Source organism: Campylobacter showae, from assembly GCF_004803815.1.
Classification (GTDB): domain Bacteria; phylum Campylobacterota; class Campylobacteria; order Campylobacterales; family Campylobacteraceae; genus Campylobacter_A; species Campylobacter_A showae.
On sequence record NZ_CP012544.1, the window covers coordinates 588,956 to 603,056 of the forward strand.

Sequence of the window (14,101 nt, forward strand, 5' to 3'; positions counted from 1 at the left end):
ATCTCTTAAATTCACTCAAAGGAGAGAAAATGAGAGAGATAGCCTTAGTTTCGGCGTTTGCGCTGATGGCGAGCGCCGAAAGCAACCTGATAGAAATCTACAAAAACGCCTCATTTATCCATCAAAATTTCACTAACCAAAAAAGCGAATTTAGCCTAAATTTGCCCGATTTCGTCGAGCTTGAGGATATCGACGTGGCCGCGTCGTGCGAGCTAGTGAGCCTAAATTTAAACGAAGCAAAGCCTGCAGAAAACGAGACCTACGCTAAATTTAAGCAAAACGAAAAAGAGCTTGAAGAGCTAAACGACAAGCTAAACGCGCTAAACTCCAAAAACGCTTTTTTAAATAATTTTCCCGCTTTTAAAGAGCAAAGCGTCGCAAATTTGGACGCCGACGGCGATAAATTTTACGAAGCGGTGCTAAAAAATCTAGCTCAAATTTCGCAAACCAAAAAGCAAATCGATGAGCTGAAAAAGAAAATGGGCGCGACCGAGGTTAAAAATTTCCAAAAGCTTGATTTGAAATTCGAATGCGACCCAAAACAGGTCAAGATCTCCTATCCCGTGGGCGTTAGCGTAAGTTTGAAAAATAAAATCCATGCCGACGTCGCAAAAGGCAAGGTCGAAATCTCGCAAAATTTAACCGTGACAAATCCTCTGGGTATCGATCTAAACTCCCTAACGATCGCGCTTTATCCGTTTTACTACTCGTCAAATTTGACGCCAGCGCCGTTTTATCCGCGCTATGAGGGTAAGCCAAAGCCGCGAAATATGATGCCGCTAGCAGCCGCGCCGATGATGGAGGCGAGCGCCGATATGGCCGTGACTAGGGCACCCGCAAAGAAAAGTAGCGTCAAAGACGTGCAGTCGAGCAACGAGCAAAACGCGCTCGCAAACGCATGGCGCATCGAGGGCGTGAGTCTAAAAGCGGACGAAACGGCTGATTTTGCCTACGACAAGCAGAGCCTGGATGCTAAATTTGACCTCGTGATCGACGGCTACGGCAGCGCGGGCGCTTTTGTTAGAGCTGCGTTTAAGCCGGAGCGAAGCATCGAGGGCGCGCAAAGCGAGTTTAAGATTGACGGTATAAATATCGGCAAAAGATACGTAGGCTACGCCGCGGGCGAGGAGGCGAAGGAGTTTTTCGGCAAAAACGAGCTTGTTAGCGTGAAAAAAGAAGCCAACGGCGAATATACGAAAGAGTCGTTTTTCGGCTCGAAAAACAAGATCTCGCGCGGGTATAAATATAGCGTCAAAAACGGCTCGAAACTCGCTTGGGACGTGGTTTTAGAGGAGCAAGTGCCAGTTAGCACGCATGAGAGCGTAAGCGTGAGCGTGAAAAATGACCCGAAAGAAAACGAAATCGGCAAAGACGGCAAGATAACGTGGAAATTTGCGCTTAAGCCGAACGAGAGCAAGGAAGTAAATTTCTCATATGAGTTAACTAAGCCGAGCGAGTAAGATTGTAAATTTCTTGTTGCGGCTTGTCTTTTTGCCCTATACTTCGTTGTTTTTAAATTTGGCTCGGTCATTACCCATATGGTAACTCCCGTCGCCAAATTTAAAAGCGCCTCGTCTAGAACAAAAATACTTCGCCTTATCATTTTACGCTCAAATTTGAAGTCAAATTTGCAAATTTAACTTCAAATTTTTACTCACCGAGACCCGCACCCTGAAAGCCCAAATTTAAAAACATACGGCGCGATAGCGCAAATTTGAACCTGCACGTAGTGCAGCAACCTCTCACGTCGTAGGGGTTGGGGGATCCGTTAAGGGGGAAGGGAGCGACTTCGTAATTCAAGCCCCTTCCCCCTTAACAAAGAAGTAAGACGATTTCAAAGAATTATTTCTGTTTAGAGAAATTTAAACGCATAGCGTCAAATTTAAAAACCAAATTTTTGAGTTTTCAAGATGCGGGTCTCAGCGCGTCAAATTTTATAAATTTAACTCCAAATTTACCCGCCAAATTTAACCCGCAAAAGCTAAAAACCAAACTCTGCGTAAAATTCGTTCAGGTAGTCCGAGTAGTATGTGTTGCCGTTTCTAGCGTCAAATTTGCCCGCTATCTCTACGGCTATTTTATAGTCGTTTTCGTCGCCAAACGCGCTAACTGCGATAAAAAATCGCAGGTCGTTTAGATCGTCGTTGCCCTCAAGTATCGCCGCGGAGTGTTTGTGAGCCAAATTTAGCGCCGTCTCGCGCTCGTCCAGCCTAACGGCGATCTCGATTAGCGGCGCGATCTGATTTATGACGCGAGGATTTGACTCGATCGTCGCCGCGGCCTTGGGTAGCAGGGTTTTCGCCTCCTCTATCTTGCCTGTTTTAATCATGCTAAAAAGTATCGGCGCGTAGGTCGTGTGAGGCACTTCGCCGCAGGTTAGTTCGCCCGAGAGTATCGGCGCGGCAAGCTCCAGCGCGGCCTCATGCTCGCCGGCAAAATTTAAATACGCGATCTCGTCGCTGGCCTCGCATGCTTCGCAGTCGGCCATATCGTCTTTGGCTAGCTTTTTCCACAGCTCGTAGTTTGCCCTTGCCTCTCTAGCATCGCCCATATCGATGTTTTGATTCATCAAGGCCTTGTAGTATGAGGCTAGCGAGAGCTCCATGCGCTCGTAGTAAAATAGCATCGCTTCGTTTGCCTCGTCTATGAGCTCCTTTTCTATCACAGAGCTTTGAGCGACGCCCGAGACGATCCATTTAAATTTCCACAGGCAGTCTACAAAGTCGTCGAAATTTGGGTATTCGCTCTTGTTTTCTTTTGAATTTTGCACGATATAGTCCGTGAGCCACATTAGCGCTCTGGTTCTTAAAAACGCGCCGAATTTTTCAAATTCGTCGTTTAAAACAAAGTCGCAAATTTGCGCGGCAAACGCCAAATCCTGCGCCTCTACGGCGTCTCTTATCTCGTCAAACAAAAACTCTTCTTTGTCGGCCAATCTATCAAATTCTTTTAGCTTTTTATAAAGCTCTTCTAGCGTGCGCTCTTGCATTTGCTCCCTTCGTTAAACATTTTTGTGATAATGCTTTGATTTTATTATATCCACTTAATCTAAAACTAGGTAAAATTAGCACGATTTTGAAATTTTATAAGGCGGCAAAATGGCGAAAAAATTTATAGACGTTATGGATACTACCTTTAGAGACGGCTTTCAGTCGGTTTTCGGCGCGCGCGTGGCGATGGCGGACTTTTTGCCCGCGGTTAGCGCGGCTAAAGAGGCCGGTATAACACACTTTGAGTTTGGCGGCGGGGCGCGATTTCAGAGCCTTTATTTTTATTTAAACGAAGACGCGTTTGCGATGATGGATAAATTTCGCGAAACGGTCGGACCTGAGGCAAACCTGCAAACTCTAAGCCGCGGCGTAAATACCGTGACGCTAGATACGGGCAGCCGCGAGCTAGTCGATCTGCACGCAAAGCTCTTTAAAAAGCACGGCACGACCACGATACGAAACTTCGACGCGCTAAACGACGTGGAAAATTTAAAATACTCTGGCGAACGTATCGCTCATCACGGACTAAAGCACGAAGTAGTCGTCACGATGATGGACCTGCCCGCGGGCTGTTCGGGCGCGCACGACGTGGCGTTTTACGAGCGGATTTTGCGCGAAATTTTAGACGCGGGCATACCGTATCACAGCGTTTGTTTCAAGGACGCCAGCGGCACCTCTAGTCCGCAAAAAGTATATGAGACCATCAAAATGGCTCGCAAACTCCTCCCTCAAAATACCCACATCAGACTCCACACTCACGAAACCGCAGGCGTTAGCGTCGCTTGCTATATGGCCGCTCTAGAGGCTGGCGCAGACGGCATAGATCTAGCCGCAAGCCCTGTTAGCGGCGGCACCAGTCAGCCAGATATCCTAACGATGTTGCATGCCGTTAAGGGCAAAAGCTACGATCTGGGTGGGCTTGACGTGGAGAAAATCTTAAAATACGAAAGCGTGCTCAGTGAATGCTTGAAAGACTATTTCCTGCCGCCAGAGGCCGTGCAGGTTAGCCCGCTCATCCCGTTTAGCCCGATGCCAGGCGGCGCGCTAACGGCAAATACCCAAATGATGCGTGATAATAATATCTTGGATAAATTTCCAGAGGTTATCCTTGCTATGCGCGAAGTCGTGCAAAAGGGCGGCTACGGCACGAGCGTGACGCCGGTTAGTCAGTTTTATTTCCAGCAGGCGTTTAACAACGTGATGTTTGGTCCGTGGAAAAAGATCGCCGAGGGCTACGGCAAAATGGTACTAGGCTATTTCGGTAAAACGCCTGTGGAGCCAGATAAGAGCGTGGTTAAGCTAGCTAGCGAGCAGCTAAATTTAAAGCCGACCAAAGAGCACGCCATGGATATCGCGGACAAAGACGAGAGCAAGTCGCTTAAATTTACGCGCGAGCTACTCAAAAAAGAGGGCATCGAGCCTAGCGAGGAAAATATCTTTATCGCTGCGGCGTGCAAGGAAAAAGGCATCGCGTTTTTAAAAGGCGAAGGCAAAGTAAATATCCGAAAAAAATCGACAAACGCGGGCGAAACGAGCGTGCCGACCCCTCGCGCGAAAACTCCGATAAACGAAAAATACAGCGTCACCGTAAACGGCAAAAAATTTGACGTCGAGGTCGCGGACGCTGACGGCAAAGCCGAGATAAAAAGCGTAGAACCCGCAAGCGTAGCGCACATGCCGCCTCCGGAGCTCTCTCCGGCCAAAACGACCGGCGGCAGCGGCGAGCCGGTGAAAAGCACGCTTCCTGGAAACGTGTTTAAAATCCTAGTCGCAGTGGGCGATAGCGTGAAAAAGGGGCAAAGGATGTTCGTGCTAGAGGCCATGAAGATGGAAATAGACGTAAACGCCCCAAAAGACGGGCTGGTAACGTCTATCGAGGTACAGCAAGGACAAACCGTAGCAAACGGTCAAATTTTAGCGAAAATTTAATCCAAAAAAGGAAGAAAAATGGTAAACGAAATAGAAAAATTAGGTCTTAAGGATATCGAAAAAATCAACCACAACCTAAGCTACGACGAGCTTTTCGAGCTTGAAAAGGCTATGGGCGAGGGACGCGTGTCAAGCAACGGTACCTTTATGGTCGATACCGGCATCTTTACGGGTCGCAGCCCAAAGGATAAGTACTTCGTAAAGCAAGACCCGAGCCAAAAATATATCGCTTGGGGCAAGGTAAATCAGCCTATCTCAAAAGAACTTTTCGATAAGCTTTTAGCTAAGGCAAAAGCCCAACTAAGCGGTAAGGAAATCTTTATCCAGGACGCATTTTGCGGCGCTAGCGAAAAGAGCAAAAAATCGGTCCGCTTCGTAACCGAAGTCGCGTGGCAGGCGCATTTTGTTAAAAATATGTTCATCCGTCCAAGCGAGGCGGAGCTGGCTAAATTTAGCCCTGATTTCGTCGTTTACAACGCGTGCAAATGCAAAAACGAAGAGTGCAAAGAGCAGGGGCTAAACTCTGACGTTTTCGTTATCTTTAACGTCGAGGAAAACGTCGCCGTTATCGGCGGCACATGGTACGGCGGCGAGATGAAAAAGGGCATTTTCTCGATGATGAACTACTGGTTGCCGCTTGAGGGCAAGCTAAGCATGCACTGCTCGGCAAACGTGGGCAAAGATGGCGACACGGCGCTATTTTTTGGTCTAAGCGGCACGGGCAAAACGACGCTATCAACCGATCCAAACCGCAAGTTAATCGGCGACGATGAGCACGGCTGGGACGATGAAGGGATATTTAACTTCGAGGGCGGCTGCTACGCGAAGTGCATAAATTTAGATCCGAGCAGCGAGCCTGAAATTTACGCCGCGATCAAACGCGACGCGCTGCTTGAAAACGTGGTCGCAGATGAGGCTGGCGTCGTGGACTACAAAGACGGCAGCAAGACCGAAAACACCCGCGTTAGCTACCCGATCTATCACATCGATAACTACGAGCCAAGCTCTGCGGGCGGCCATCCGAAAAACATCATCTTCCTAACCGCCGACGCGTTCGGCGTTTTGCCTCCGGTCGCAAAGCTTACTAAAGAGCAGGCTATGTATTATTTCCTAAGTGGCTATACGGCCAAAGTCGCAGGCACCGAGCGCGGTATCACCGAGCCCGTGGCGACATTTAGCGCGTGCTTTGGCGAGCCGTTTATGCCGCTACACCCGACCGTTTACGCTAAGCTGCTGGGCGAAAAGATCGATAAACATAACGTCAGCGTCTATCTGGTAAACACAGGCTGGAGCGGCGGCGCGTACGGCGTGGGCAAGCGAATGAGCATCAAAGCCACTCGCGCATGCATAAACGCGATCCTTGACGGCAGCATCAAAAAGTGCGAATTTGAAAATTTCGAAAAATTTAACCTCGCGATCCCAAAAGAGCTCGCAGGCGTCGAGACAAAGCTGCTAAATCCTATCAACACGTGGGAAAATAAGAGCGAATATGTCGCTACTCGCGATAAGCTAGCGAGCATGTTTGAGGCGAATTTCAAACGCTACGAGGACGTAAAAGAGGGCGTAGAATACGCAAAAGCCGGCCCTAAGGCTTAAATTTAAAGGGCGCTGGTTGAAAATTTACTTTGTAAAACGCGGGCTTAAATTCGGCCTTTTAGCCTGCGCCTTTTTTCTCTCGGGTTGCGATATCTTTGGCGGGCAGAGTCAAAGCTCCGCGCTAAAGTCCGCCAAGCAGCCCGAGTTTTCTTTTGTTCCTGACTCCGATGCAGTCGCGTATCTAAACGAGTACCGCCGCGGCTCCGGACTCTCCTCCCTAAAACCAAATCAAATTTTAAGCCAGGCGGCTAAAAATCACGCCGAATACAGTGCCCAAAACGAATATATGGGGCACGACGAGGCGGCCGGCCGGACGAAATTTAGCGGCGCGACTCCGGCCGATAGAGCCCTGGCCGTAGGCTACAAATCAACTCTAGTGCTTGAAAATATCGCCTATAAAAGTGACTTTAAAGAGGCGGTGGACGGGCTGTTTGCGGCGATCTATCACCGCTTTGCGTTTTTAAATTTGAGCGTCGATGAGGTCGGCTACGCGCTCGCGTCCAAGGACAAATTTAACGCCTTCGTCTTTGAGATGGGCAACTCGCGGCTTAACGCCTTTTGCACTAGGGGTGCGAGCGATACGGGCGCAGGGCGGTTTTATACCAACGTCTGTGCCGATAAAAATCTAAAAATCAAAGACTCCAAATTTGACAACTTCACGGGCTCGATGAAGTCCTACGTCAAATTTCCGGACGCCACCGCGGTAACGCCTTATTTTAGCGGCGAGATCCCGGATCCTTTCCCTGAGTGCAAGATCACGGCAAATCCCGTCAGTATCGAGTTTAACGCAAACACTGGCGAGGTCAAATTTAAAGATTTCGAGATATTTAAAGACGGCCGAAAGATCCAAAATTTGCACGTCATCACGAGCGCCAACGACATAAACTCCAAATTTTCGTCCAAGCAGTTTGCCGCTTTTTCGCGAGAGGTTTTTGACTTTGGCGCGCAGTATGAGGCGGTTTTTAGCTATGAGCAAGCAGGTGCGCGAAATCAAAGCGCGCAAAATGCGGGCTCGCAGGTAAAGCAGATAAAATGGATCTTTAAAACCAAAACTCCGCAAAATCCGTATTTTGACGCGCGTGACGGCGACGTGCTGGGCGTGGATGCGGACAAGACCTACGAGATATTTTTCCGCCCCAAAGACTGCAACGACCTCATGACGCGCTACTCTTACAAGGCTTCGGGCTTTATGACGCCTGCGGTCGCGCAAAGTGGCACGAACACGCTAAGCGTGAAGCTAAAAGGCATGGCTGGCGATACGCTAAGCATCGTCGCGGGCGGCATGAGCGTCAAGGTGCGGCTCAAAACCAGCTCGCCTGAAGCCGTGCGCGAGAGGAGGGCGTTTTACGTCAAGGCTGGGCTGATGATCGCCGGCGTGATCGTGATTTTTGCGCTAATCGGCAGAAAGATGAGGCGGTAAATTTAAGCCGCACTGTTTTTCGGATCGGGCCTTCAAATTTGAGCTTTGGGCGGCAAATTTTGCTTTGTAAATTTAACGGCACAAGAGGCAAAAGAAATTTATCTGCAAATTTGACGACTGCCCTCCCACAGACATTGCTTTTATTAAATCTGATAATGCTTGAGGCACGATAATTTAGCTTTTTCTAAATGGTGCGTTTTGTTTGAGTTTTTGCCGCCTGCCGCTCGTCTAAAGCTTATAGCTACATACGGTTGTGCTTGCGTCATTAAATTTGACGACTCGTTTTCCTGCAAGGTCGTAAAGCGTATATTTTAAATTTCGTCCCCGTTTATCTCATCCGCAAGCTTTGAAATTTTATCCTGAACAGCCTCAGGAGCGTAGATGTCCATCCACTCTATCCCGTTTGACGCGCTAAAAAGCACGGCGATCCGCCCCTCGCTCATCGCACGCTTGGCAAGCTTGGTCGCCGCGGGGCTGTTACCCATATTTGGCGTTTCGTCTATGCTTATCTCGGTGCAGCGGCGTAAAATAGGCGCCGGATCAAACTCGCCCTCAAGCAAAACGACGACTGAGCCGCGCCTAAAGCTGCAGGCGTTCCAAAAAATCTCGGCACCGTTTACGCATTCGCGCGCTAGATCGAGGCGAAATTTGCTCCGCTCGCGCACGATAAAACTAAACTCGCTTAAGTTTAGCGGGTGCTCAACGCTACCGAATGCCCCCACGATACTATCTTTGCGCCCGTTATAGACGTAGGCGGCGAGCACGTTTTGCAGTAGCGGCACGATGATCTGCTCGTGCGCACTCGTACGATCGTCATCTCTGGCGCGCTCTCCGATCTTTACGAAAAACGGCTTGAAATACTCCATAAATGCTCCTTAAACTTAAATTTCATCCAAAACGCGCTAAACGCCTCGCCGTACTTTCGAGTAAAAAACCTATCGACTTTACTCATTAGCCAAAACCGCATCAAAAAGATCGCTTGGTAGCCTATCGCTCTCTAGCCGAAAACCTTTCTTAAATGCGCTTCGTAATCCCTCGTAAAACGCTCAATGTCGGGATTTTTAACGACGTCGTTGCAGATAAATGTAGGCAGCCTTTTCGTGCCTAAAAACTCGTTGGCTTTATGAAAATGTAAATAAACGCCGTCCACGCCCACGCCCTCGAAAAAATCTCCGGGCCTGTCAAACGCCTGAAGCGGCGCATTCCATGTGACGCTTAGCATGTGCGATTTGCCCTTTATCAGCCCGCCGGTGCCGTATCCGTCGTTTGGACTCGCGCTGTGCCGTCCGTCGTTTGCCACGATCTTGCCTATGCCGCCCATAAACACCTCGTCTACGTACTTTTTGACTAGCCAAGGCTCGCTCATCCACCACGCGGGCATCTGCCAGATCACGGCATCCATCCATAGAAATTTCTCCACCTCGCCCTCTAGGTCGTAGCCCTCATGTATCGTAGTTTCGCGCGTTTCGTGTCCTAGCGACTCTAGCGTCCTTTTTGCTAGATCGTGCAATGTTTTGCTTAGCTTGCCGCCATTGCCGTTAAACGGCGCTCCGCCGTTAATCAGTAATATTTTCATTTTGACCCTTTTGATTAAATTTATCCGTTAGCGGCTTGTCGCGCATAAATTTAAATTCTGCCTTGCGCCTTATGCGCGAACGCAAGCGTAAATTTTAATTTAGCGCCGCAGTTTACCGTCCTAAAATTTCAAATTTATCGCCGTGCACCGCGATCGCTTCGGCGTTATTTATCGGCGTCAAATTTAGCGTGCCGCCGTAAGCTTTTAAAATTTCAGCCGCGCTTTGCACGAACGGCTCCTCACCGTAGTGCGGCACGGGGTAAAATTTCACCAGATCAAGCCCCGTTTGCGCCGCAGCTCCGTAGTCGCCCGCATCGTCCATCACGCTCGCGTACTCTATGCTAGGCGCCGCGATCATCGCGCCCGCCGACTCGCCCACGTATACGAGCTCGCCGTTTCGGACGCGACCGGTGATGAGGGTTGCTAGACCTTTCTTTTTGAGCTCGCGCAAAAGATAAAATGTGTTGCCGCCGCTTACGTAAAGCACCCTCGCCGCGCCGATCTTTGCCTTTGCTTCGACCTCGCTCGCTTTTGAAACGTCTAAAATTTGGACTTCAAACCCCATTTTGACAAACGCCTCTTTCGCCTCGTCCACGTAGTCTCGGTACTCCTCTACGTTTGCCGCCGTCGGGATAAAAAGCACCTCTTTAGCGCGGATATTTTGCTTCGCATAGTCCTCAAAAAGCGTCGCCGCGCCCGCAAAATAGGAACATAAAAACATCTCGATCATCGTTTTTCCTCTCAAAAGGCCGAAATTTTGCGCTATTTTAGCTTAAATTTTATAAAATCACCGAAAATTTAAACGAAGGAGCGAGCGTGAAAAAAATGTGGGAGGGGCGCTTTAGCGAGGCGAGTTCGGCGCTTTTGGAGGAGTTTAACGCCTCGATCGGCTTTGATAGGACGCTTTGGCAGGAGGATATCGCGGGCAGCAAAGCTCATGCTCGGATGCTAGGTACCTGCGGGATCTTAAAGCCTGAGGAGAGCGAAAAGATCGTCGTGGGGCTTGACGCCGTGTTTGAGGAGATAAAAAGCGGTAAATTTGAGTTTAAAACCGCCGACGAGGACATCCACATGGCGGTCGAAAAGCGCCTAAGCGAGCTTATCGGAAGCGATCTTGGCGGTAGGCTGCACACTGCGCGCAGCAGAAACGATCAAGTCGCGCTTGATTTTCGCCTCTACGTGCTCAAAAGCGGCGCGCAGGTTGCCGAAAAAATCCGCGAGCTAGTAGAGGCTCTGCGAGATATCGCAAGCGAGCACGCAGACACGCTGATGCCAGGCTACACGCACCTTCAGCACGCCCAGCCCGTGAGCCTTGCCTATCATTTGCTCGCTTATGCGTTTATGTTTCGCCGAGACTACGAGCGCTTTGCCAGCTCGCGCGAGCGAAACAACCTCTGTCCGCTGGGCTCCGCCGCGCTTGCCGGCACGCCGCATCCGATAAACCGCGAGCTGGTCGCGCAGGAGCTCGGGTTTGCGGGAGTGACGCCAAACGCAATGGATAGCGTCAGCGACCGCGATTTTGCGCTTGAGATTTTGTTTAACGTAAGCGTGCTGATGACGCATGCATCGCGTCTGTGTGAGGAGCTAATCTTGTGGAGCTCGCAGGAGTTCGGCTTTGTCACGATCAGCGACGCCTACAGCACGGGCAGCTCGATCATGCCGCAGAAGAAAAACCCCGACGTCGCCGAGCTAATACGAGGCAAAACTGGGCGCGTAAACGGCAATCTCGTCGCGCTGCTAACGGTGATGAAGGGCTTGCCGCTAGCATACAACAAGGACATGCAAGAGGATAAGGAGGGGGTTTTTGATAGCGTCGCCACCGCGCTTGCTAGCCTTGAAATTTTAAGACAGATGCTAAAAACGGCTAAATTTAACGAGCAAAATATGCTAGCAATGACGCGCCGAGGGCACCTCACGGCAACCGATCTGGCGGACTTTCTCGTGCGGGAGAAAAACGTACCGTTTCGCCAGGCGCACTTCATCACGGGTAAAGCCGTGGCGTATGCGGAAAATTTGGGTCTGGATTTGAGCGAGCTAAATGCGCAGCAGCTTGCAAGCGTGGATGAGAGCTTGGGCGGCGATGCGGTTAAATTTCTTGATCTAAACGCTTCTAAGGAGGCGCGCAAGTCGCAAGGAGGCACGGCAAATGAGAGCGTCGCCGCGCAGATTGAAATTTTAAACGGGTGGCTGAAAAATCAAGGATGGTTGAGATGATTATTGGGATTTTATTAAAGAATTACAAGATATATGGCGGGGTTAAATACATACCAGTTACTACTAATCATAATTTTATAGCATATATTGGTGATAATGGTGTAGGAAAAAGCTCAATTTTAGAAGCGCTTGATACATATTTTAATGGCAGAGAGTGGAATATTACAAAGGGCGCAAGTACTACAGATGCAAATACGCCGTATGTGGTAATTGTACAACTATTAAAAAAGGATATAGTTGATAAAATCATTAAAGAGAACAAAGATATACATAATGACTTTGTTGGCAAAGTAAAGGAGATTAATGCATATTTGTGGAATTTTGAAAGTGTTGAGAATGATCTTGGTAGCAAAAGTACTGAGGCAAAAAATTTGGTTAATGATTTAAGAAAAATTGATCGCTCATATCAAGAAAGTCATTATTTAATCATTTCAGGTAATGCCTATAAGGATGATTATAATGCTTATTTTGGTTCTTTTGATAGCATTATTGCAAAATTGTTTGATATTAAATTTAATAGCCAAAAAGAAAATGAAAATAAAAAATTTAGAGAAGATTTTAAGTATTTAAACTATATTGCTTGGGACTATTACTCATATATTTATATGCCTGTTGAAGCTGGAATAGAAGAGTTTACAAAACTTGAAACTGATAATATGCAAAAATTAATTGGAACAGACATTGGTACTAAAATAGCAAAAATCATTGGAGAGGGAAATTTAAAGGGTATTAATAAAGATTTGAATAATTTTGTCGATGACTTGGAGAAAAAACTTAAGCTTTATGCTTATAAGAGCCCATCAAATAGAATTAATATTACTATGAAAGAATTAATAGATAAGGTAATTGAGTTATTTTTTTCGATAAGAATTTTACACAAAATAGTTGATGACGACAAAATAAAAGCAGAAAGACTAAGTTCAGGAGAAAAAAGACAGGCACTTATAGATGTAGCTGCGGCTTTATTGGACAGTCAAATCATAGAGCATAAAGAGGTTATACTAGCCATAGATGAACCAGAGGCATCTTTGAATCTATCAAAAAATTTTACTCAATTTGAAAAACTAATAGAAATTTCTCAATGCAAAGCACAAGTTGTCGTAACTACTCATTGGTACGGTTTTTTGCCGGTTGCAATTAATGCAAATGCACACTTTCTAACAAAGAAAAATGCAAGTGAGAGTCTTGAATTTAAATTTAATACATTTGATTTATATAATTATAGGGAGAAGTTAAGGCAAATTAGAAATCAAGACTATACTCAAATGCCAAGCGATATCCAGCTTAAAAGCATTTACGATTTAGTTCAATCAATCGTTTCATCGGTAAGGCTTGATGAACCATATAATTGGTTAATTTGTGAGGGCAGTTCCGATAAAATTTATTTTGACTTCTATTTTAAAGACTTGGTGAAAAAGAATAATTTAAGAATATTGCCGGTTGGTGGAGCTTCTGAAGTTATAAAAATTTATAACTATCTAAGGCTACCGACGTCAGAAAAAGACAATATGAAGGGTAAAATATGTTGTTTAATAGATAGTGACGGAAAGAGTGAGCAATTTATTTGCGATAGTAGTATAAAAAATATGGTAGCAAAAAGAATTTTGAATAACAGTAAAAATCAAAGAACATCTTTGGTTGATGTAAGCAGCAATGATTATGAAATGAAAACGGAAATAGAGGAATGTTTGGACGGTACTGTTTTTATTGAAACATTAAAAACGTATACCGAAAATAAACATATCGTAGCCATACTTGAAGATGAAAAGAATTTTAAAGACATATCATTAAATTCGTATTTTTGTTTTAATTTAAGAGATGATGATAGGCAGATATTAAAAGACTTTTTTGATCAAGATAACGGATATAGAAAAATAGAATTTGCTAAACAATATGTTAAAATAGCCTCTAAGAAGGATAATTTTAAAACACCAGAATGGATTGATGAAATTAAAAAATGGATTAAGGAGTAAAAATATTATAAAATAAATTTAAATTTTTATCACCCATTGGCAAAAATTTAATTATAATTACGAAAATTTTAAGGAGGAAAGGATGTTTGGAAGCGGCTATAAAAAAGAGCTAGAGAGCAAAAATGCGGCTCTATCGCAGGAAAACGAAAATCTAAAAGCGCAGATAAAGCAACTGCAAAGCGAGCTGGAAGCGGCAAGATCAAGTGCGGCGAGCGAGCAAAACGCGCCAAAACCGCAAGCCGAAGCAGTCAAGCTGCTAATAGCCAGCTATGCCGACGGTATGAATTTCTTGCAAGGCACGATGGAAGAAAATTTAGAAATACTAGAAGACATAAACGAGCTAAATAACCTAACGTTTACTAAGACGGGCGAGTTGCGCGAGCAGACGAGCTTTATCGTTAGT

The 14,101-nt window shown here is 46.6% G+C and carries 10 protein-coding genes; 6 read left to right on the forward strand and 4 right to left on the reverse strand.

Features of this window, described 5'->3' with window-relative positions; all coding sequences use genetic code 11:
* Window positions 1-29: 29 nt before the first annotated feature.
* Window positions 30-1,460: a DUF4139 domain-containing protein gene (locus tag CSHOW_RS02900; RefSeq protein WP_002948316.1), complete on the forward strand. Its 1,431-nt coding sequence runs from the start codon at window positions 30-32 to the stop codon at window positions 1,458-1,460.
* A 521-nt stretch (window positions 1,461-1,981) separates the two neighbouring features.
* On the opposite strand, the gene CSHOW_RS02905 is transcribed toward CSHOW_RS02900, so the two are convergent.
* Window positions 1,982-2,989 carry a hypothetical protein gene (locus CSHOW_RS02905; RefSeq protein ID WP_002948318.1) on the reverse strand — a complete coding sequence of 336 codons (1,008 nt, stop codon included), beginning with the start codon at window positions 2,987-2,989 and terminating at the stop codon, window positions 1,982-1,984.
* 109 nt (window positions 2,990-3,098) lie between these two features.
* Between CSHOW_RS02905 and CSHOW_RS02910 the strand changes: the two genes are divergently transcribed.
* From CSHOW_RS02910 to CSHOW_RS02920, 3 genes are read left to right on the forward strand one after another with little or no spacing between them, the layout of a single operon-like run.
* A complete protein-coding gene (locus CSHOW_RS02910; protein ID WP_002948321.1) occupies window positions 3,099-4,919 on the forward strand; it encodes a biotin/lipoyl-containing protein in 1,821 nt (606 codons plus the stop codon).
* 18 nt (window positions 4,920-4,937) lie between these two features.
* Complete coding sequence (gene pckA / locus CSHOW_RS02915; RefSeq protein WP_002948323.1) at window positions 4,938-6,515, forward strand: phosphoenolpyruvate carboxykinase (ATP); 1,578 nt, start codon at window positions 4,938-4,940, stop codon at window positions 6,513-6,515.
* 16 nt (window positions 6,516-6,531) lie between these two features.
* Window positions 6,532-7,935, forward strand: a complete 1,404-nt coding sequence (locus CSHOW_RS02920; RefSeq protein WP_002948326.1) for a CAP domain-containing protein — start codon at window positions 6,532-6,534, stop codon at window positions 7,933-7,935.
* A gap of 311 nt (window positions 7,936-8,246) precedes the next feature.
* On the opposite strand, the gene CSHOW_RS02925 is transcribed toward CSHOW_RS02920, so the two are convergent.
* From CSHOW_RS02925 to CSHOW_RS02935, 3 genes are all read right to left on the reverse strand, one after another.
* Window positions 8,247-8,801: a hypothetical protein gene (locus tag CSHOW_RS02925; protein ID WP_002948335.1), complete on the reverse strand. Its 555-nt coding sequence runs from the start codon at window positions 8,799-8,801 to the stop codon at window positions 8,247-8,249.
* Window positions 8,802-8,932: 131 nt separating this feature from the next.
* The gene (locus tag CSHOW_RS02930) at window positions 8,933-9,511 is read right to left on the reverse strand and encodes an NAD(P)H-dependent oxidoreductase (RefSeq protein WP_002948341.1); all 579 of its coding nucleotides are present in this window, start codon (window positions 9,509-9,511) and stop codon (window positions 8,933-8,935) included.
* A 112-nt stretch (window positions 9,512-9,623) separates the two neighbouring features.
* The gene (locus CSHOW_RS02935; RefSeq protein WP_002948343.1) at window positions 9,624-10,241 is read right to left on the reverse strand and encodes a Type 1 glutamine amidotransferase-like domain-containing protein; all 618 of its coding nucleotides are present in this window, start codon (window positions 10,239-10,241) and stop codon (window positions 9,624-9,626) included.
* Window positions 10,242-10,336: 95 nt separating this feature from the next.
* On the opposite strand from CSHOW_RS02935, the gene argH reads away from it, so the two are divergent.
* The gene (argH, locus tag CSHOW_RS02940) at window positions 10,337-11,725 is read left to right on the forward strand and encodes an argininosuccinate lyase (RefSeq protein WP_039895217.1); all 1,389 of its coding nucleotides are present in this window, start codon (window positions 10,337-10,339) and stop codon (window positions 11,723-11,725) included.
* Complete coding sequence (locus tag CSHOW_RS02945) at window positions 11,722-13,698, forward strand: AAA family ATPase (RefSeq protein ID WP_002948346.1); 1,977 nt, start codon at window positions 11,722-11,724, stop codon at window positions 13,696-13,698. The genes argH and CSHOW_RS02945 overlap by 4 nt, the downstream gene beginning before the upstream one ends.
* The last annotated feature ends 403 nt before the right edge of the window (window positions 13,699-14,101 follow it).

Coding starts and splice junctions, on each gene's coding strand:
- CSHOW_RS02900 (WP_002948316.1), top strand. CDS start 30: ATGAGAGAGATAGCCTTAGTTTCGGCGTTTGCGCTGATGGCGAGCGCC.
- CSHOW_RS02905 (WP_002948318.1), bottom strand. CDS start 2,989: ATGCAAGAGCGCACGCTAGAAGAGCTTTATAAAAAGCTAAAAGAATTT.
- CSHOW_RS02910 (WP_002948321.1), top strand. CDS start 3,099: ATGGCGAAAAAATTTATAGACGTTATGGATACTACCTTTAGAGACGGC.
- pckA (WP_002948323.1), top strand. CDS start 4,938: ATGGTAAACGAAATAGAAAAATTAGGTCTTAAGGATATCGAAAAAATC.
- CSHOW_RS02925 (WP_002948335.1), bottom strand. CDS start 8,801: ATGGAGTATTTCAAGCCGTTTTTCGTAAAGATCGGAGAGCGCGCCAGA.
- CSHOW_RS02930 (WP_002948341.1), bottom strand. CDS start 9,511: ATGAAAATATTACTGATTAACGGCGGAGCGCCGTTTAACGGCAATGGC.
- CSHOW_RS02935 (WP_002948343.1), bottom strand. CDS start 10,241: ATGATCGAGATGTTTTTATGTTCCTATTTTGCGGGCGCGGCGACGCTT.
- argH (WP_039895217.1), top strand. CDS start 10,337: ATGTGGGAGGGGCGCTTTAGCGAGGCGAGTTCGGCGCTTTTGGAGGAG.
- CSHOW_RS02945 (WP_002948346.1), top strand. CDS start 11,722: ATGATTATTGGGATTTTATTAAAGAATTACAAGATATATGGCGGGGTT.